The organism is Streptomyces sp. NPDC004752, assembly GCF_053601275.1.
In genome coordinates, this window is record NZ_JBSGBN010000002.1 from 15,446 (window position 1) to 34,182 (window position 18,737).

Below are 18,737 nucleotides of genomic sequence, written 5' to 3' on the forward strand. Positions count from 1 at the left end.
GATGAGACGAGCCGTGGTCGTCGGCCCCCGGCGTCACCGGCTTCACCGGCTTCACCGGCTTCGCCCAGTGCCGCCGACTTCATCCACTGCCGCCGTTCTCATCCACTGCCGCCCTGCTCATCCAGCGCCGCCGCCAGCACCTCCGCCAGGTGCCGTCCCCGGACCTCGCCCAGTTGCTCCAGCTGGGTGCGGCAGGAGAAGCCGTCCGCCAGGATCACCGTCCCCTCGGCGGCCTTGCGCACGGAGGGCAGCAGCTGTTCCTCCGCGCAGTCCACGGAGACCTGGTAGTGGCCCTTCTCGAAGCCGAAGTTGCCCGCCAGTCCGCAGCAGCCGCCGCTGAGGTCGCCGGTCAGGCCCGCGGCCTCGCGCAACCGCCGCTCGGCCGCGTCGCCGAGGACCGCGTGCTGGTGGCAGTGGGTCTGACCGGCCACGGGCCGGTCCACCGCGGGCGGGGTCCAGTCGGGCGCGTACCGCTCCAGTGCCTCGGCGAAGGTGACGACCGCCGAGGCCAGGCGGGCGGCGCGGGGGTCGTCGTGGAGCAGTTCGGGCAGGTCGGTGCGGAGGGCGGCGGCACAGCTGGGTTCCAGGACGACGACGGGGACCGCCGCCCGCAGCACGGGCTCCATCAGGTCGAGGGTGCGGCGCAGTACGGAGCGGGCCCGGTCGAGCTGGCCCGTGGAGACATAGGTCAGCCCGCAGCAGACCCGGCCGCGGCCCCGGAGGATCGCGAGCGGGTTCAGGGTGGCCGACCTGCCGCCGCCCACCGGGGGCGCCGCCAAGTGCAGGGTCGGCGGGAGGGCGACACGAAGTCCGGCGGCCTCCAGCACGCGTACGGCCGCCCGCCCCACCGAGGGCGAGAAGTGCTCGGTGAAGGTGTCCGGCCACAGCACGACGAGGTCTCCGCCGTCCGTTGCCGGGGCCTGCTCGGCTCCGCCATCCGCCGGGGTCTGCTCCGCTCCACCCTCCGCCGCAGCCCGCTCAACTCCACCGTCCGCCAGGGTCTGCGCGTGCCGTCGCCACCAGCGGCCGAACGGCTCCTCGGCCAGCCGCGGCAGGTCCCGCTCGGGTGCGATCCCGGCCGCCCGCTTCGCCAGGCGCGCAAGCGGCGGTACGGCGGTGAGCGCGTTGACCGCGGACGCGGTGCGGGTGCGCGCCACCCAGCGCAGCCACACCGGCAGTCGGCCCATCGTGTAGTGGGCCACCGGGCGCCGCCGCCCCGCGTAGTGGTGGTGCAGGAACTCGGCCTTGTAGGTGGCCATATCGACCTCGACCGGGCAGTCGGAGCGGCAGCCCTTGCAGGACAGGCACAGGTCCAGCGCGTCCCGTACCTCGGTCGAGCGCCAGCCGTCCGTCACCAGTTCGCCGGCGAGCATCTCGTGCAGCAGCCGGGCACGCCCGCGCGTGGAGTGCGCCTCCTCGCCGGTCACCCGGAAGGAGGGGCACATGACGGAGGAGCCGGCCGCCGTCGTCGTACGGCACTTGGCGACACCGACGCAGCGGCGGACCGCCGCGGAGAAGTCGCCGCCGTCGCCGGGGTAGCCGAAGGCGACCGGGACGGGTTCGCGGGGCAGGACGGCGAAGCGGAGGTTCGCGTCGAGGGGGGCGGGGCGGACCAGTATGCCGGGGTTGAGCAGGCCGTCGGGGTCCCATATGGCCTTGACCTGCTCGAAGAGGTCGACGAGCCGCGGGCCGTACATCTTCGGGAGGAGTTCGGCCCGCGCCTGACCGTCCCCGTGCTCCCCGGACAGCGAGCCGCCGTGCGCCACCACCAGGTCGGCGATCTCCTCGGAGAACCGCCTGAAGCGGCCGATGCCGGCCTCGGTCAGCAGGTCGAAGTCGATACGGACATGGATACAGCCGTCCCCGAAGTGCCCGTAGGGCGTGCCGCGCAGCCCGTGCGCGGCCAGCAGCGCGCGGAAGTCCCGCAGATACGCGCCGAGCCGGGCGGGCGGCACCGCGCAGTCCTCCCAGCCGGGCCATGCCTCCGCGCCTGCCCCGGCGATCCGGGTCGCCGTGCCGCTCGCGTCCTCCCGAATCCGCCACAGGGTCCGTCGGCCGCCGGGGTCGGTGACGACCAGCGCGTCGACGACGTCGGCGGCGCGGACGATCTCCTCGGCACGCGCGCGTGCCTGCGCCGCCGACTCCCCGCCGGTCTCCACGAACAGCCAGGCCCCGCCCCGGGGCAGCCCGGCCGCCGACGGCACCAGGTCGGCCGCCATGCCCTCGACGGTGAGCGGCCGGTACGGCAGCAGCCCCGCGGCGGCGTCGGCGGCGGCGCTCTCGTCGGGGTAGCCGAGCACGGCCAGGGCACGCGCGCGTGGGTCCTCAACAAGGCGTACGACCGCCTGGGTCAGTACGCCCAGCGTGCCCTCCGAGCCGCAGAAGGAGCGGGCGACGTCGGCGCCTCGCTCGGGCAGCAGCGCGTCCAGCGCGTACCCGGAGATACGGCGGGGCAGCTCGGGAAAGCCGGTGCGCAGCAACGCCAACTCGCCCGCCACGAGGGCGCGCAGTCCCGTCGGGGCGCCCGCCCAGTCCGGTCCCGGCCGCAGCCGGTCACCGCGCGCGGTGACGACGTCCAGTTCGCGGACGTTGTCCGCCGTGGTCCCCCAGGCCACCGAGTGCGCGCCGCAGGAGTTGTTGCCGATCATCCCGCCGAGCGTGCACCGGCCGTGGGTGGCCGGGTCCGGCCCGAAACGCAGGCCGTGCGGCGCCGTGGCCTCCTGGAGCCGGTCGAGGACCAGGCCCGGCTGGACGACGGCGGTGCGCGCGCCGGGGTCGATCTCCAGGACCCGGTTCATGTGCCGGGTGAAGTCCAGCACCACGCCGGTGCCGGTCGCCTGCCCCGCGATCGACGTACCGCCGCCGCGGGCCACCACCGGCACGCCGCGCGCCCGGCACACGTCGAGGACCGCGGCGACGTCGTCGGCGTCCCGCGGGGCCACCACCCCGAGCGGGACGCGCCGGTAGTTGGACGCGTCCATGGTCGTCAGCGCCCGGGACGTGATGTCGAAGGCGACCTCGCCCCGGACGGCCCCGCGCAGTTCGGCCGCAAGATCCGTCATACGTCCAGCAAACCAGCCGGACGGCTAGGGGGCACGGGTGTCAGCGCGGGGGCGTATGGGCGCCAGCCCGCGGGGGCGCACGGGGGTCAGCACGCGAGAGCGCGTCACCCGAAAGCCGTCTCAGCCGACGGACCAGGTTTCGCCAGGGTTTCCTCCACGGCTAACCTCACCTCGTGGCTGAGATCCAGATTCCTGCTGACATCAAGCCCGCGGACGGTCGGTTCGGCGCGGGTCCCTCCAAGGTCCGGGTGGAGGCGCTGGACGCGCTGGCCGCCACCGGGACGTCCCTCCTGGGCACCTCCCATCGCCAGGCCCCGGTGAAGAACCTGGTCGGCCAGGTGCGCGAGGGCATCAACGCCCTCTTCTCGCTCCCGGACGGCTACGAGGTCGTCCTCGGCAACGGCGGCTCCACCGCGTTCTGGGACATCGCCACCCACGGGCTGATCGACAACAAGTCGCAGCACCTCACGTTCGGCGAGTTCTCGTCCAAGTTCGCCAAGGCCGCCAAGCTGGCGCCGTGGCTGGCCGAGCCCACGGTCATCGGCACCGACCCCGGCACCCACCCGGACCCGCGGGCCGAGGCGGGCGTCGACGTCTACGCCTTCACGCACAACGAGACCTCGACCGGTGTCGCCATGCCGATCAAGCGGGTGGCCGGCGCCGACGAGGGCGCACTGGTGCTGGTGGACGCGACCAGCGGCGCCGGCGGCCTCCCGGTCGACGTCGCCGAGACGGACGTCTACTACTTCGCCCCGCAGAAGTCCTTCGCCTCCGACGGCGGCCTGTGGATCGGCGTCTTCTCCCCGGCCGCGATCGAGCGCGCCGAGCGGATCCACGCGGGCGGCCGGCACATCCCCGAGTTCTTCTCGCTCCCCACGGCGATCGACAACTCGCGCAAGAACCAGACGTACAACACCCCGGCGCTGGCCACCCTCTTCCTGCTCAACCAGCAGCTGGAGTGGATCAACGGCCAGGGCGGCCTCGCCTGGTCCGCGGCCCGCACCAAGGACTCCTCGACCCGCCTGTACTCCTGGGCGGAGGAGTCCAAGTACGCCACCCCGTTCGTCTCCGACCCGGCCAAGCGGTCCCAGGTCGTCGGCACGATCGACTTCGCCGACGAGATCGACGCGGCGGCCGTCGCCAAGGTGCTGCGCGCCAACGGCATCGTCGACACCGAGCCGTACCGCAAGCTGGGCCGCAACCAGCTGCGCATCGCGATGTTCCCGGCCGTCGACCCGGCGGACGTCGAGGCGCTGACCCACTGCGTGGACTACGTGATCGAGAAACTCTGACCTACCGGCTACGACAGCGAAGGGCGCCCAGCGGCGTACGTGCCGCGGGGCGCCCTTCGTCGTTGCGCGCGATCGTGCGATGCCTACGCGAACTGGCGGAGGAATGCCTGCCAGCCCTCGCGGGAGACGGTGAGGAGCGGGCCGTGCTGCCGCTTGCTGTCGCGAACGGCCCGACCACCGGGAGCCGTGTCGGCGACCTCTACGCAGTTACTCTGAGCTCCTGAGTACGACGACTTCCGGAAGGGGCTAACGACCTCGGTCACGATGTGCCTTCCTTTCGGATACGACAGTGAAGGGCGCCCTTCGTTGTTGCGTGCGACGCCTACGCGAACTGGCGGAGGAATGCCTGCCAGCCCTCGCGGGAGACGGTGAGGAGCGGGCCGTGCTGCTGCTTGCTGTCGCGAACGGCCCGACCACCGGGAGCGGTGTCGGCGACCTCGACGCAGTTGTTCTCCTGGCCCGAGTACGACGACTTCCGGAAGGGGCTAACGACCTCGGTCACGATTTGTCTTCCTTCAAGCTCCGCAGTATGCCCCGGATGAGCTTCGCGCTCGCGTCCGGCGCCAACGCCGACGATCGTAGTAGGTCGAACGCATTGGCGTAAGCGGCAAGGTCCTCGGCCCCTTCAAGGACGGACGTGCCGCGCAAGTTGTCCATGGTGACCGCTTCGACCGTTGGCTCCTCATCGAAGCTGAAGGAGGAGAAGGCGGAGGTGTAACCGACCAGGACGCCCACACTGAACGGCAGCACCTGCACAGTGACGTTCTTCCGCTTTCCGCTCTCAAGGATCGCGGACAACTGTTCCCGATGGATCTCGACGCTCACCAAAGGGTGCGCGAAGACCGCCTCCGAAAGGATGGCCGTATACGACGTCCCGCCCTCTTCGATCTTCGCCTGCCTCCCCACACGCACCTTCACCAACTCGGCGACCCGTTCCGGTTCGATGTAGTGGGGGCCGCCGACGATAGCCGCCTCTGCATAGGCCGGAGTTTGCAGGAGCCCCGGCACCATGACCGGCTGCCACTCGCGGATATAGGTCGCGTCGTCCTCCAACGCGATGTGATCCACGTAGTCCGGCCGAAGGTGCTCCGCATGTTCGAGCCACCAGCCCCGGTTCTTGGAGTGCTTGGCCAACTCCTCCAGCTTGAGCCGCACTTCCGGGTCCGTGATGCCGTACGCCTCCAGCAGCAGCCGTACCTCGATGACGCGCGCAGTGACGTGTCCGCTCTCAAGGCGGCTGATTCTGGCCTGGCTTGCCGCGATGACCTCGGCGGCCTGCGGCTGATCGAACTTGGCGCCCAGTCGGTACTGCTTGAGCGCCAGACCGAGCCGCCTGCTGCGCACCGTCGGCCGTCCACCTGCGGGCATGGGCCCTCCCCTCTCCAGCGGCAACGATGCCACACAGGCCGTCACCTCTGAGAGCTCATCACTCGATCGAGTGGATGACTGCATGCATTCACTTGAGCGGGTTGTGCGTACGCCGAATACAGCCCTAGCTTCCTGAAGGCGCCACAACGGAGCGCATCTTGACGACGACGACCCGTCAGGAGGTACGGCACCGCCATGCCCGAAACCGAAACCTTCCACATCCCCAAGCGCAGACACCATGTGTCAACCGCCCGCCAACGCATCCGCAAGACCCTCGCGGACTGGGGGATCACGGGTGAACTCGCCGACGCCGTCGTCCTGTCGGCGAACGAACTCGTCACCAACTCCGTGACCCACTGCCGGACTTCCTACGCCCAGGTCGAGGTCGCGCTCACCCTTGAGGGTCCGGTGTTGACGCTGGAGGTCTCGGACCCCGACCGGGACCGGCTCCCCCGGCCCCACGACTCCGGTCCGGACGAGGAGAGCGGGCGCGGGCTCGCGCTCGTGGCGGGGCTGGCCGAGGACTGGGGGCACCGCCAAGAGCAGCACACGAAGTGCGTGTGGGCCCGGTTCACGGTCGTGGAAAGGCTGGAGGACGCTCATGTTCCAGCGGGTTTATGACGCGCTCGCCCGCCTCCTCGGCCGACCGTGCTCCCCCGGCCCCAGGACCGACGACCTGGACCTCGCGCGAGAGGTCAGAACGCCGGACCCCTACGTGTGGCCGGACGTGCCCTGGTGCCAGTGACAGGTTCGCCGCAGCGCGCCGGATCCGAACTCCCGTGCCCGTTGGGCGCGTAGTCAGTCGCGGCGCCGCAGTCGTCGCAGCCAGAGCAGGGCCGCGGCGGCCAGCGCGACGACGACGGCGACCTTCAGACCGGAACCGGCACTCATGCCGCCGGCCGCGGCGTTTCCGTTCCCGGTGGACGGGGTGGCGGAACCCCCGTCGGTCCCGGGCGCGTCCTCGGCCGTCACCGAACTCCCCTCGCCCTCACTGCCGTACAGGAGCTTGGTGCCGTCGGCGGAGTAGGTCACGGACTCCCCCTGGCGCTGCAACGGCACATTGAGCCGCTCCCTGCGCCGGATGTCGCCGCCGTTCCAGTCGTACAGGATCCCGCCGAAGTAGCCGCGCACCGCGAGCTGCCGGCCGTCCGGCGAGAAGGCGGCGTCGGTGGCCCACAGGTCGACGGGCGCGACCGGCTTGAAGACGTTGGTGCCGGACGCCGACAGCTGAGCGGGCCCCTCGTACAGGTGCCCGCCGTCCTCCTTCTTGTCGATGATGTACAGCCGGCCCGTCTTGGGGTGCACGACCAGCGACTCCGCGTTCCGGGCGCCGTCCGCGTACTTCACCACGTACTGCGTCGCGCGGACCGTCCGGTCCTTCAGCGTCTCCGGCTCGGGCAGCCGGTAGATCCAGACGTACGGCCACGAGCCGTCGAGGTTGTCGCCGATGTCACCGACGTAGATCTGGTTGCCGGGCCCGATGGAGATCGCCTCGACGTCGCGCGGGGAGCCGACACCGCTCAGGGTCACCGTGGCGACGGTCTTGCCCGTGGCGCCGTCCACGGCATACAGGTACGGCCCGTCGTCGCTGTCGTTGTGCGTCCAGTAGATGCCCGGGTGGAGGCGGGAGGCGGCGAGGCCGCTGGACTCGGTGATCCGCGGGTCCCCGATCGTGAACCCCCCGTCACCGTCGGCCGCGGCGGCGGGCGGCACGGCGAGGGCACCCAGGAGCAGGGCCCCGGCGAAGAGGGCCAACGATCGACGCATACCCCAAGATTGCCATCCCGCCCCGCGGTCGGCCCGACCTGGTGGGCTTCCCCGACGTGGTGGGCCTCACATCCCGCCGACCGCCGCGATCGACCATCATGACCGGATGCTCAGGTTCATGCCCGTCGGTGATTCCATGACCATCGGAAGCACGGGCGACCACACATGGCGTTACCGGCTCTGGCAGCACCTGTGCGCGACGTACGGCGGCCCCTTCACCCTCGTCGGCCCGCGGGAGACGCTCTACGACAAGGTCGCGGACGCGCCGACCTCCCACGCCTACGCCGACCCCGACTTCCCCCGCGGCCACCTGGCCGGCTGGGGCGAGGGCTGGCTGCACATGGCTCCGCTGATCGGCGAGGCGATGCGCAAGCGGCGGCCGGACGTGCTGCTGGTCTCGCTGGGCCTGATAGACCTCGGCTTCTACACGGACGCCGAGCAGACGGCCCGCAACGCCCGCGCCTTCGTCACCGCCGCCCGCGAGGCCGACCCGGCCGTCCACATGGTGCTGCTCCCGGTCATACCCAACATCCGCGCCGCCACGGACCCGCTCTTCGCCGACCAGGTGGCCCGGTTCAACGAACTGCTGGCGAAGGCGGTGGCAGACCTGGACGAGTCGTCCTCACCCCTCCTGCTGGCCTCGATACCGGAGCCGTACGACATCCACACGGACACCTACGACGGCACCCACCCGAACCCGAGCGGCGAGCACAAACTGGCGGGGGCGTTCGCGGGGGCGATGTGGGAGGGATGGGGCCTCGGCCGCCCGTACGCAAGCGGACCGAGCTGACCGAATCCGGGCGGTTCCTGACCGTGGTGCCTATCGTTGTACCGCGCGGCTGCCCTCGTCCATGGGGGAGCCGGGGAGGAGCGCCACGATGACCGTCCTTCAAGACAGGATCGAGATGGCCGACGCCGACGCCAACACCGAGCGTTTGGACGAGTGGTTCGAACGCCTTGAGCGGATGCCCGTCCCCGAAGGATTCAGGGTCGAAATCGTCGGGGGCAACGTCTACATGTCGCCACAGCGGAACGTGCACTGGGAGATCATTCGCTGGATCCTCCTGTCGTTCGTGGAACGGTTCGGGACGAAGGTGCGGGTGTTCTCGGACGTCCGGATCGACTTCCCCGGCCGCGAGAACGGCTTCTGCCCGGACATCGCCAAGCTCAGCGACGCGGCGAAGAAGGACGAGAACGGGCGCTGGCGCTACCAGGACGTCGAGTTCATCGCCGAGGTCATCTCCGAGGGCACGGCCCACAACGACTACGGCCCCAAGAAGACCGCGTACGCCGTGGCCGAAGTCCCCGTCTACGTCATCGCCGACCCGTACCAGGGGCGGTGCCACGTCTACACCGACCCCAAGGACGGCGACTACGCCGTGCAGACGATGGTGGGCTTCGGCACCGACATCGACCTGGCCGGGACGGTGGTCGACCTCATCCTCAAGACGGACGAGTTCCCGCGGGACTAGCTTCGACGGACGGTGGGCCCCGAGGTGGGCCGCACCCGCGTCCCGGAGCCGGGTTCCGGCGATCCGGTCGTATCCATGTCATCCATGCGCTTGCATAGAGCGCACTCCAAGTCGTTGGCTGGGTGACCATGAAGTACACGCAGCTCGGACGCACGGGACTCAAGGTCAGCCGACTCGTCCTCGGCACCATGAACTTCGGACCTCAGACCGACGAAACCACCAGTCACGCGATCATGGACGCGGCGCTGGACGCGGGCATCAACTTCGTAGACACCGCGAATGTCTACGGGTGGGGTGAGAACAAGGGCCGTACCGAGGAGATCATCGGGAACTGGTTCGCGAAGGGCGGCGAGCGGCGCGACAAGGTGGTGCTCGCCACCAAGGTGTACGGCAACATGGCCGGGGACGGCGACGCCTGGCCCAACCACGACAAGCTCTCCGCGCTGAACATCCGGCGGGCGGTGGACGCCAGCCTCAAGCGGTTGCAGACCGACTACATCGACCTGTACCAGTTCCACCACATCGACCGCAGCACCCCCTTCGAGGAGATCTGGCAGGCGATCGACGTCCTCGTCCAGCAGGGCAAGATCCTCTACGTCGGGTCCAGCAACTTCCCCGGCTACAAGATCGCCCAGGCCAATGAGATCGCCGCACGGCGGGGCGGGACCATCGGCCTGGTCAGCGAGCAGTGCCTGTACAACCTCGCCGAGCGCCGCACCGAGATGGAGGTCATCCCGGCCGCGCAGGAATACGGTCTGGGCGTCATCCCGTGGTCGCCGCTGCACGGCGGGCTGCTCGGCGGTGTGCTCAAGAAGCAGGTGGAGGGCGGCAGGCGCGCCTCGGGGCGGGCTGCCGACTCCCTCGCCAACACCGCCGTCCGCGCCCAGATCCAGGCGTACGAGGACCTGCTCGACAAGCACGGCGTCGACCCGGGCGAGACCGCTCTGGCCTGGCTGCTGACCCGGCCCGGCGTGACCGGCCCGATCGTCGGCCCGCGCACCGCCGAGCAGTTGGAGTCGGCGCTGCGGGCCGTGGAGTTGGAGCTGTCGCAGGAGCTGCTGGACGGGCTCGACGAGATCTTCCCGGGCCCGGGCCCCAGCCCGGAGGCATTCGCCTGGTAGCGGTCCCGAGGGCTCCGGTAACCGTCCGCGCAGGCTTCGGCAGGCGACCCGGAGCCTGCGGCGGGCGTCCGTCCCCCGCGACATGCGTAGCCGGACACGGCAGGAAGCCGGGGCGGGACAGGAAGCCGGTGGAAGCCGGTGGAGGAACGGCGGGCGGCGGCACGCGGTCGGTCGTATCGCGTGGTCGGCCGCACCGCCGTCGCGGTCCAGGCAACGAGCTACCGGCCGACCGCCGCCGCCAGCGCCACCACGACGAACATCAGCACAAGCGCACCGGCCATGATCCGGTTCCGGGTTTTCGGGTCCACGTGTCCGAGGTTAACCGGCCCCGCCGAGCGCCCAGCGGGCGACCGACTCGTAACGGGGCTGCTCGCCGGGGACCCCGGACCGCGGCAGGTTGCTGCGCACCAGGACGAGGTCGGCCACGGTCCAGGTGCGGCTCGTGAAGGCGGCTAGGGAGTGGACGTACGGCCGGACGTCCACCGTGTCCCGGCTGCGGGCCACGGTCAGATGGGCGTGGTAGCGCCGGTGCTCCGTCATCGGCAGGCCCGCCCTGCGCCCCGCCGCCTCCGCCCGCCCGGCCAGCCGGTCCAGCGCCGCCAGGTCGCCCTCGGCACCGGTCCACAGGGCCCGCCCGTGGCCGAACTGCCCGCCGCCGGAGAGCGCGAGCGGGAAGGGGGCGCTGTGCCGGGCCGCGCGGGCCAGGCGCGCCGACAGGTCCGGTACGAGGGTGTCCTCGACCTCGCCGTAGAAGGCGAGGGTGAGGTGCCAGCCGGGGCGGCCGGTCCAGCGCAGCCCGTCCGCGCCGGGCAGCCGCCGCAACCGGGCCATCTCGGCGGCGAGTTCACCGGTGACGTCCTCCGGGGGCAGCACGGCGGCGAAAAGTCTCATGGCCTCACCCTCCCAGACGGGCAGGCCGGGGCATCATGGCGGACATGACAGACATCGCGGACGCGGCGGGCATGGAACGGAGCGAGAAGATCACGATCAGGGCGGGCGGGACCGATGACGTCCCGCTGATCCTCGGCATGCTGGACAGCGGCGTGGAGTGGCTGGCGGCCCAGGGGCGTACCGAGCAGTGGGGGTCGACGCCCTGGTCGGCGAGTCCGCGGGCGGTGGCGCTGGTCGAGCGGTTCGTCGCCGAGGGTGCCCCGTTCATCGCCGAGTACGACGGGGTCCCGGCGGCCACGCTCACCCTCACCGACGGGCCCGGGCCCCATGTGCGACCGGTGGACGAGCCCGAGCGCTATATCCATACCCTGGCCTCCGACCGCCGTTTCAAGGGTCTCGGCGTCGGGTCCGCGCTGCTCGCGCACGCGGTGGCCCAGACCCGTCGCTCCGGAGTCTCGCTGCTACGACTGGACTGCTACGCGGGCGGCGACCGCAAGCTGATCGCCTACTACGAGCGCCACGGCTTCACGCGGGCCGAGTCCTTCACGGTGGGCGAGAGCGAGAATGCCTGGCCGGGGCAGGTGCTGGCCCGCAGGGTGTGACCCCGGGCGGGTGCTGGCCCGCGGGGTGTGACCCCGGGCGGGTGCCGCCCCGGCTCACCCCCCGCGGGACGTCAGGCCGGCGTCAGCTCGGGTTCGGGTTCCGGCTTGCGCGGTTCGAACCGGAGGCGCGGGTGGCCGTGGTTCCAGCCCACCGCCAGGCGCAGTCCGCCGATGCGGGCCAGGACGAGGCCGATGGTGGCGGCCGCGGCGGTCGAGATGAGGCCGCCGACGGCGAAGCCGACCCGGGGGCCGTAGGCGTCGGTGATCCAGCCGACGACGGGGGCGCCCAGGGGCGTACCGCCCATGAAGACCATCAGGAACAGGGCCATCACCCGGCCGCGCATCGCCGGGTCGGTGGCCATCTGGATCGAGGTGTTCGCGGTCACGTTGACCGTCAGGCCGAACATCCCGATCGGGATCATGAGCAGCGCGAACAGCCAGTAGGACGGGGCGAGGGCGGCGATGGTCTCCAGGGTGCCGAAGGCCACCGCGGCGGCGATCAGGATCCGCAGCCGGGCGGTGCCCCGGCGGGCGGCGAGCAGCGCGCCGGCCACCGAACCGACGGCCATCAGCGTGTTGAAGAGGCTGTAGGCGCCGGCGCCGGCGTGGAAGACGTCGTCCGCGTAGGCCGACAGCCAGACCGGGAAGTTGAAGCCGAAGGTGCCGATGAAGCCGACCAGGACGATCGGCCAGATCAGCTCGGGGCGGCCGGCGACATAGCGCAGGCCCTCGCGCAGCTGGCCCTTGCCGCGCGGCGCCCGCTCGACATAGTGCAGCTCACGGGCGCGCATGAGCAGCAGTCCGGCGATGGGGGAGATGAAGGACAGGCCGTTGAACAGGAAGGCCCAGCCGGTGCCGACGCCGGTGATCAGGACGCCCGCGATGGCGGGGCCGATCAGGCGGGCCGACTGGAAGTTCGCGGAGTTCAGGCTGACCGCGTTCTGCAGCTGGTCCGGGCCGACCATCTCGGAGACGAAGGACTGGCGGGCCGGGTTGTCGACGACCGTGGCGAGTCCGACGGCGAAGGCGGCGAGGTAGACATGCCACACGTGGACGTGGCCGGTGAGGGTCAGCGCGGCGAGCGCGAGGCCGGTGAGGCCCAGCGACGTCTGGGTGACGAGGAGGGTGGGCCGCTTGGGCAGGCGGTCGACGAGGACGCCGCCGTAGAGGCCGAACAGGAGCATCGGCAGGAACTGGAGGGCCGTCGTGACGCCGACGGCGGTGGAGGAGCCGGTGAGGCTGAGCACCAGCCAGTCCTGGGCTATGCGCTGCATCCAGGTGCCGGTGTTGGAAACGACCTGGCCGATGAAGAAGAGCCGGTAGTTCCTGATCTTCAGCGAGCTGAACATCGAGGACCGGGCGGGGTGGGGGGTAGTAGTGGTTATCGGTGCGGGGGCGGAAGCTGCTCCGGATCCCGAACTCAAAGGGTTCGCCTCCTTCTGGCGTTGCTCGCTCGCCTACGGGGCGCTCCGGCCGGTGCCGGTGCGCCCCTTCGGCTCACGCGCGGAACGGACGGGGTGGGCGGGGGGTGGGGCGTCAGGGCGTTGGGGCGTTACAGGTGTGCGAGCTTCTCCAGTACGGGGGCGGCGGCGCGGAGTTTCGCCCATTCGTCCTCGTCGAGGCCGCCGGCCAGGTTGGCCAGGAACGCATTGCGCTTGCGGCGGCTCTCCACGAGCATCGCCTCGGCCTGCTCGGTCCTGGTGACGACCTTCTGGCGCCGGTCCTCGGGGTGCGGCTCCAGACGGACCAGTCCCTTGGCTTCGAGCAGCGCCACGATGCGGGTCATCGACGGCGGCTGGACGTGCTCCTTGCGGGCCAGTTCACCCGGGGTGGCCTGGCCACAGTTGGACAGGGTGCCGAGCACCGACATCTCGGTGGGGCTCAGCGACTCGTCGACCCGCTGGTGCTTGAGCCGACGGGACAGCCGCATCACGGCTGAACGCAGGGAGTTCACGGCGACTGCATCGTCGCCATGGGTGAGGTCCGACATGTTCGTTAGAGTAACTCATTACCCTCTCTAAAGACCACTCCTGGGCGCACAAGGTGCCCGTGACTCCGGCCACTGATTCCGGACATCACTCATATGGGTGATGTGGATGCGGAACGTGACGCACCGCGCGGACGGCTGCCGCGACCCTCGTCTCCATGGGGACCAGCGTGCTCAGCCTGCGGATAGACCACGACCTGCTCGAACGGCTCCGGAACCACGCCGCCAGAAGAGGAATGAGCGTCCAGGACTATGTGGTCCGGACGCTCATTCGGGACGACTTCGACGAGCGGTTCCAGGCCGCCGTCGAGGAGACGGAGAAGTTCTACGGGGTGGGGTGAGCCGGGGTCAGACAACCGGGGGTCGGGTGGGCGGGGCCGCGTGAGCCGGGCTCAGCCGCGTGAGCCCGGCTCAGGTCAGACCGAGGGCCGGCATCAGGTCAGGCCGAGGGCCGGCATCAGGTAGTAGAAGGCGAAGACCGCGGAGACGACGTACATCGGTACGGGGATCTCCCGGGCGCGGCCGGCCGCGAGGCGCAGCACCACGAAGGTGACGAAGCCCATGCCGATGCCGTTGGTGATCGAGTAGGTGAACGGCATCATCAGCATGGTGATGAAGGCCGGGATCGCGATCGTGTAGTCGGACCAGTCGATCTCCTTGACCGAGCCCGACAGGATCAGGAAGCCGACCGCGAGCAGCGCCGGGGTGGCCGCCTGGGACGGCACCATCGTGGCGACCGGCGTCAGGAACAGGGCCAGCGCGAACAGCGCGCCGGTGACGACGTTGGCGAAGCCGGTGCGGGCCCCCTCGCCGACGCCGGCCGTGGACTCCACGAAGCAGGTGGTGGCCGAGGAGGAGCTGGCGCCACCGGCGGCGACGGCGATGCCGTCCACGAAGAGGACCTTGTTGATGCCGGGCAGCTGGCCCTGTGCGTCGGTCAGCCTGGCCTCGTCGCCGACGCCCATGATCGTGCCCATGGCGTCGAAGAAGCAGGACAGCAGGACGGTGAAGACGAAGAGGATGCCGGTCAGGACGCCGACCTTGTCGAACCCGCCGAAGAGGCTGACCTTGCCGAGCAGTCCGAAGTCCGGGGTGGAGACGGGGTTGCCGGGCCACTTCGGGGTGGTGAGGCCCCAGGAGGGCACCGTGGCGACGGCGTTGATGATCAGCGCGAGCACGGTCATCGAGACGATGGAGATGAGGATCGCCCCGGAGACCTTGCGCACGAGCAGCACCAGGGTGAGCAGCGCGCCGAGCACGAAGACGAGGACCGGCCAGCCGTTGAGGTGCCCGTCGCCGCCGAGCTGGAGCGGGACGGTGGTCTGGGCGACGTCGGGGATGCGGCTGACGAAGCCGGAGTCGACGAGCCCGATCAGCATGATGAACAGGCCGATGCCGATGGAGATGGACTTGCGCAGTCCGTAGGGCACGGCGTTCATGACGCGCTCGCGCAGTCCGGTGGCGACGAGCAGCATGACGACGAGGCCGGCGAGGACGACCATGCCCATGGCGTCGGGCCAGGACATCCGGGGCGCGAGCTGGAGCGCTACGACGGAGTTCACCCCGAGGCCGGCGGCCAGCGCGATCGGCACATTGCCGATGACGCCCATCAGCAGGGTGGTGAAGGCGGCCGTCACGACGGTGGCCGTCACCAGCTGGCCGTGATCGAGCTGATGCCCGTACATGTCCTTCGCGCTGCCGAGGATGATCGGGTTCAGCACGATGATGTACGCCATCGCAAAGAACGTGGCGAAGCCGCCACGGATCTCACGCGCCAGGGTGCTGCCGCGCTCGGAGATCTTGAAGTGCCGGTCGAGGGCGCCGAAGACGGGCGCCCCGCCCGGCTGCTCCGGAGCGGGGACCTTGGCGGGTGCCGGGGTGGACATGCGGGACCTCATCACCAACGGGGATCCCCCCTCACCGCGCTGGAGTTTCCTACGAATAGAAGGGCCAGAGACAAACCGTTTCAGTATGAACATATAAGGCCAAGAGCGCTATCTCCGCGCGTAGAACACGGGGACAGCAGAGGCGACACACACCTCGTCAGGGGGCCGACGCACCGCATCGTAGGGGGTCGGCGCAACGCCTCGTAAGCTGTGCGCATGGCCGCTTTCTCTTCGGGATCCCCCAAGCACGAGGCACCGGAGCCCCTGGAAGGCCCCGTCGTCGCCACCGTCACCGGCGGCACGATCGTCTGGTTCGTCCTCTTCCTCGTCCAGCTCCCCTTCTACGGCTGGTTCGACGAGCACGGCCACACCTGGTGGCTGTGGACCTGCCTGGCCGGCGGTGGCCTCGGCCTCATCGGCATCTGGTACGTCCGCAAGCGGGACGCGGCGATCAAGCGGGCGGCCGGGCAGACGACCGGGCACCCGACGACGGCGGAATGACCCGAGGGCGGGGCCTCTCCTCCCGACCCTGGGGCCGGCCCGGGGGCTGGGCCCCTCTCCCTACCGGCCCGAGGGCGGGACCCCTCCTACCGATCCGGAGGCTGGGCCCCTCCTACCACCGCACGACCCCCCTCATCCCCAGGTCATCCCCAGGTCGGATCTTCCGTCCACTCGGCGGGTGAAGCCGCAAAACCGCACGTACCGTCGATTGCATGACGCACATCGACGCGGGCGCCGAACTCGACCCTGTACACCCGGTACCCGTCCCGTCGACCCCCTCGACCGGTCTGACCGCCGCCGACGTCGCCGAGCGAGTCGCCCGCGGCCAGGTCAACGACGTCCCGGTGCGCTCCAGCCGCTCCCTCGCCGAGATCGTCCGCGCGAACGTCTTCACCCGCTTCAACGCGATCATCGGCTTGCTGTGGCTGGTCATGCTGGCCGTCGCCCCGATCCAGGACAGCCTCTTCGGCTTCGTGATCCTCGCCAACACCGGCATCGGCATCATCCAGGAGTGGCGCGCGAAGAAGACCCTCGACTCGCTCGCCGTCATCGGCGAGGCCCGGCCGACCGTCCGCCGCGACGGCGACGCCGTCGAGGTCAGCACCTCCGAACTCGTCCTCGACGACCTGATCGAGATCGGCCCCGGGGACAAGATCGTCGTGGACGGCGTGTGCGCCGAGACCGACGGTCTGGAGATCGACGAGTCACTGCTCACCGGCGAGGCCGACCCCGTCGTCAAGCACCCCGGAGACCGGGTCATGTCCGGCAGCTTCGTCGTCGCCGGCGGCGGCGCCTTCGTCGCCACCAAGGTCGGCCGCGAGGCATACGCCGCCCAGCTCGCCGAGGAGGCGTCCCGCTTCACCCTCGTCCACTCCGAACTGCGCACCGGCATCTCCACCATCCTGAAGTACGTGACCTGGATGATGGTCCCGGCCGCCATCGGCCTGGTGATCACCCAGCTCGTCGTCAAGGACGACAACCTGAAGGACGCCGTCGCCCGCACCGTCGGCGGCATCGTCCCGATGGTCCCGGAGGGCCTGGTCCTGCTCACCTCCGTCGCCTTCGCGATCGGCGTGATCCGGCTCGGCCGCAAGCAGTGCCTCGTCCAGGAGCTGCCGGCCATCGAGGGTCTCGCCCGTATCGACACCGTCTGCCTCGACAAGACCGGCACGCTCACCGAGGGCGGCATGGACGTCACCGAGCTGCGCCCGCTCGACGGCTACGACGAGACGTACGTACAAAAGGTCCTCGGCGCGCTCGGCGAGTCGGACCCCCGGCCCAACGCCTCCCTCCAGGCGATCATCGACGCCTACCCGGACAGTGAGGAGTGGCGCTGCGTGGAGTCGCTGCCCTTCTCCTCCGCCCGCAAGTACAGCGGGGCCACCTTCAGCGAGGGGGACGGCGAGAACAGCACCTGGCTGCTCGGCGCCCCGGACGTCCTGCTCACCGACGGCGACCCGGCCCTGGCCGAGACCGAGCGGCTCAACGAACAGGGCCTGCGGGTCCTGCTGCTCGCCCGCGCCGTCCGCGACCTGGACGACGCCGATGTGGCCAAGGGCGGCCACGCCACCGCCCTGGTCGTACTGGAGCAGCGGCTGCGCCCCGACGCCGCCGACACCCTGCGTTACTTCGCCGACCAGAACGTCCGCGCCAAGGTCATCTCCGGCGACAACGCGGTGTCGGTCGGGGCGGTCGCCGCCAAGCTGGGACTGAACGGCTCGACGGTGGACGCGCGCCGACTGCCCGCCAAGCGGAGCGAGATGGCGGGCGCGCTCGACAAGGCGACCGTCTTCGGCCGGGTCACCCCGCAGCAGAAGCGGGACATGGTCGGCGCGCTCCAGTCCCGCGGGCACACGGTCGCGATGACCGGTGACGGGGTGAACGACGTCCTGGCCCTCAAGGACGCCGACATCGGCGTCTCGATGGGCTCCGGCTCCGAGGCCACCCGCGCGGTCGCCCAGATCGTGCTGCTCAACAACAGCTTCGCCACGCTGCCGTCGGTGGTCGCCGAGGGCCGCCGGGTCATCGGCAACATCACCCGGGTGGCCACGCTGTTCCTGGTGAAGACCGTCTACTCGGTGCTGCTGGCCCTGCTGGTGGTGTGCTGGCAGGTCGAGTACCCCTTCCTGCCCCGGCACCTGACCCTGCTGTCCACCCTGACCATCGGCATCCCGGCCTTCTTCCTGGCGCTGGCCCCCAACAAGGAGCGCGCACAGCCCCACTTCGTACGGCGGGTGATGCGTTACTCGATCCCGAGCGGGGTGGTGGCCGGCATCGCGACCTTCGTGACGTATCTGATCGCCCGGCACCAGTACACGGGCCCGGACGCGCTGCCCGCGCAGACGAGCGCGGCCACCCTCACGCTGTTCCTGATCTCCATGTGGGTGCTGGCGATCGTCGCCCGCCCCTACACCTGGTGGCGGGTGGCCCTGGTCGCCGCGATGGGCGTGGCCTTCCTCTTCGTCCTGGCCGTGCCCGCCCTGCAGAGCTTCTTCGCACTGAAGCTGGTCGGGGTCACGATGCCGTGGACGGCGGTGGGCATCGCGGTGATCGGGTCGGCGGCCCTGGAGTTCCTGTGGAGAAGGGTCGACCGCCGCTCCCCGACCCAGGACCACCCATAGGCCGGACGGCACGGAACGAGGGTCACCGCGACCACGCTACGACCGGCTTCTGCCGTAACGCCACCTGCGTGAGCGCCGCTCGCAGCCGGGCCGGGATCCCGCCGTCGAACGCCGGTTTCGGCCCCGGGGGATCCCGGGGCCGAAGGGCGTCGTACCCGCCGTGCCGG

18 protein-coding genes are annotated in these 18,737 nt (G+C 70.6%); 9 read left to right on the top strand and 9 right to left on the bottom strand.

Annotated elements, in window-relative coordinates; all coding sequences use genetic code 11:
• Positions 1 to 98: 98 nt before the first annotated feature.
• Positions 99 to 3,062: an FAD-linked oxidase C-terminal domain-containing protein gene (locus ACWEKM_RS01075; RefSeq protein WP_451619031.1), complete on the bottom strand. Its 2,964-nt coding sequence runs from the start codon at positions 3,060 to 3,062 to the stop codon at positions 99 to 101.
• A gap of 173 nt (positions 3,063 to 3,235) precedes the next feature.
• Here ACWEKM_RS01075 and serC point away from each other — a divergent pair, with 173 nt between their 5' ends.
• Complete coding sequence (gene serC, locus ACWEKM_RS01080) at positions 3,236 to 4,354, top strand: phosphoserine transaminase (protein ID WP_451619032.1); 1,119 nt, start codon at positions 3,236 to 3,238, stop codon at positions 4,352 to 4,354.
• 83 nt (positions 4,355 to 4,437) lie between these two features.
• On the opposite strand, the gene ACWEKM_RS01085 is transcribed toward serC, so the two are convergent.
• The 3 genes from ACWEKM_RS01085 to ACWEKM_RS01095 are packed head-to-tail and all read right to left on the bottom strand — an operon-like array spanning position 4,438 to position 5,722.
• Positions 4,438 to 4,617, bottom strand: coding sequence for a DUF397 domain-containing protein (locus ACWEKM_RS01085; protein ID WP_451619033.1), 180 nt, complete (start codon positions 4,615 to 4,617; stop codon positions 4,438 to 4,440).
• 59 nt (positions 4,618 to 4,676) lie between these two features.
• Positions 4,677 to 4,856 (bottom strand): DUF397 domain-containing protein, encoded by a 180-nt coding sequence (locus ACWEKM_RS01090; RefSeq protein ID WP_451619034.1) that lies wholly within the window; start codon positions 4,854 to 4,856, stop codon positions 4,677 to 4,679.
• Entirely contained in the window at positions 4,853 to 5,722 is an 870-nt protein-coding gene (locus ACWEKM_RS01095; protein WP_451619035.1) for a helix-turn-helix domain-containing protein, read from the bottom strand. The genes ACWEKM_RS01090 and ACWEKM_RS01095 overlap by 4 nt, the downstream gene beginning before the upstream one ends.
• A gap of 195 nt (positions 5,723 to 5,917) precedes the next feature.
• On the opposite strand from ACWEKM_RS01095, the gene ACWEKM_RS01100 reads away from it, so the two are divergent.
• The gene (locus ACWEKM_RS01100) at positions 5,918 to 6,343 is read left to right on the top strand and encodes an ATP-binding protein (protein WP_451619036.1); all 426 of its coding nucleotides are present in this window, start codon (positions 5,918 to 5,920) and stop codon (positions 6,341 to 6,343) included.
• A 177-nt stretch (positions 6,344 to 6,520) separates the two neighbouring features.
• Here the strand turns inward: ACWEKM_RS01100 and ACWEKM_RS01105 are convergent, their stop codons facing one another.
• On the bottom strand, positions 6,521 to 7,489 hold the full coding sequence (locus ACWEKM_RS01105) for a WD40 repeat domain-containing protein (protein WP_451619037.1): 969 nt from the start codon (positions 7,487 to 7,489) through the stop codon (positions 6,521 to 6,523).
• A 106-nt stretch (positions 7,490 to 7,595) separates the two neighbouring features.
• Here ACWEKM_RS01105 and ACWEKM_RS01110 point away from each other — a divergent pair, with 106 nt between their 5' ends.
• From ACWEKM_RS01110 to ACWEKM_RS01120, 3 genes are all read left to right on the top strand, one after another.
• Positions 7,596 to 8,279: a GDSL-type esterase/lipase family protein gene (locus ACWEKM_RS01110; RefSeq protein WP_451619038.1), complete on the top strand. Its 684-nt coding sequence runs from the start codon at positions 7,596 to 7,598 to the stop codon at positions 8,277 to 8,279.
• An 88-nt stretch (positions 8,280 to 8,367) separates the two neighbouring features.
• Positions 8,368 to 8,961, top strand: coding sequence for a Uma2 family endonuclease (locus tag ACWEKM_RS01115; protein WP_451619039.1), 594 nt, complete (start codon positions 8,368 to 8,370; stop codon positions 8,959 to 8,961).
• A gap of 128 nt (positions 8,962 to 9,089) precedes the next feature.
• Complete coding sequence (locus ACWEKM_RS01120) at positions 9,090 to 10,082, top strand: aldo/keto reductase (RefSeq protein ID WP_451619040.1); 993 nt, start codon at positions 9,090 to 9,092, stop codon at positions 10,080 to 10,082.
• Between the two features lie 318 nt (positions 10,083 to 10,400).
• On the opposite strand, the gene thpR is transcribed toward ACWEKM_RS01120, so the two are convergent.
• Positions 10,401 to 10,973 carry an RNA 2',3'-cyclic phosphodiesterase gene (thpR, locus tag ACWEKM_RS01125; protein ID WP_451619041.1) on the bottom strand — a complete coding sequence of 191 codons (573 nt, stop codon included), beginning with the start codon at positions 10,971 to 10,973 and terminating at the stop codon, positions 10,401 to 10,403.
• Between the two features lie 44 nt (positions 10,974 to 11,017).
• Here thpR and ACWEKM_RS01130 point away from each other — a divergent pair, with 44 nt between their 5' ends.
• A complete protein-coding gene (locus ACWEKM_RS01130; protein WP_451619042.1) occupies positions 11,018 to 11,575 on the top strand; it encodes a GNAT family N-acetyltransferase in 558 nt (185 codons plus the stop codon).
• Positions 11,576 to 11,646: 71 nt separating this feature from the next.
• Here the strand turns inward: ACWEKM_RS01130 and ACWEKM_RS01135 are convergent, their stop codons facing one another.
• Entirely contained in the window at positions 11,647 to 12,924 is a 1,278-nt protein-coding gene (locus ACWEKM_RS01135; RefSeq protein ID WP_451619043.1) for an MFS transporter, read from the bottom strand.
• A gap of 203 nt (positions 12,925 to 13,127) precedes the next feature.
• Positions 13,128 to 13,565 carry a MarR family winged helix-turn-helix transcriptional regulator gene (locus ACWEKM_RS01140; RefSeq protein WP_451619044.1) on the bottom strand — a complete coding sequence of 146 codons (438 nt, stop codon included), beginning with the start codon at positions 13,563 to 13,565 and terminating at the stop codon, positions 13,128 to 13,130.
• A 155-nt stretch (positions 13,566 to 13,720) separates the two neighbouring features.
• On the opposite strand from ACWEKM_RS01140, the gene ACWEKM_RS01145 reads away from it, so the two are divergent.
• A complete protein-coding gene (locus ACWEKM_RS01145) occupies positions 13,721 to 13,903 on the top strand; it encodes a ribbon-helix-helix protein, CopG family (RefSeq protein WP_451619045.1) in 183 nt (60 codons plus the stop codon).
• 93 nt (positions 13,904 to 13,996) lie between these two features.
• Here ACWEKM_RS01145 and ACWEKM_RS01150 read toward each other — a convergent pair whose 3' ends face one another.
• The gene (locus tag ACWEKM_RS01150; protein WP_451619046.1) at positions 13,997 to 15,448 is read right to left on the bottom strand and encodes an NCS2 family permease; all 1,452 of its coding nucleotides are present in this window, start codon (positions 15,446 to 15,448) and stop codon (positions 13,997 to 13,999) included.
• A gap of 216 nt (positions 15,449 to 15,664) precedes the next feature.
• Here ACWEKM_RS01150 and ACWEKM_RS01155 point away from each other — a divergent pair, with 216 nt between their 5' ends.
• Complete coding sequence (locus tag ACWEKM_RS01155) at positions 15,665 to 15,949, top strand: DUF2530 domain-containing protein (protein WP_451619047.1); 285 nt, start codon at positions 15,665 to 15,667, stop codon at positions 15,947 to 15,949.
• A gap of 212 nt (positions 15,950 to 16,161) precedes the next feature.
• On the top strand, positions 16,162 to 18,570 hold the full coding sequence (locus tag ACWEKM_RS01160) for a cation-translocating P-type ATPase (protein ID WP_451619048.1): 2,409 nt from the start codon (positions 16,162 to 16,164) through the stop codon (positions 18,568 to 18,570).
• Positions 18,571 to 18,737: the final 167 nt, after the last annotated feature.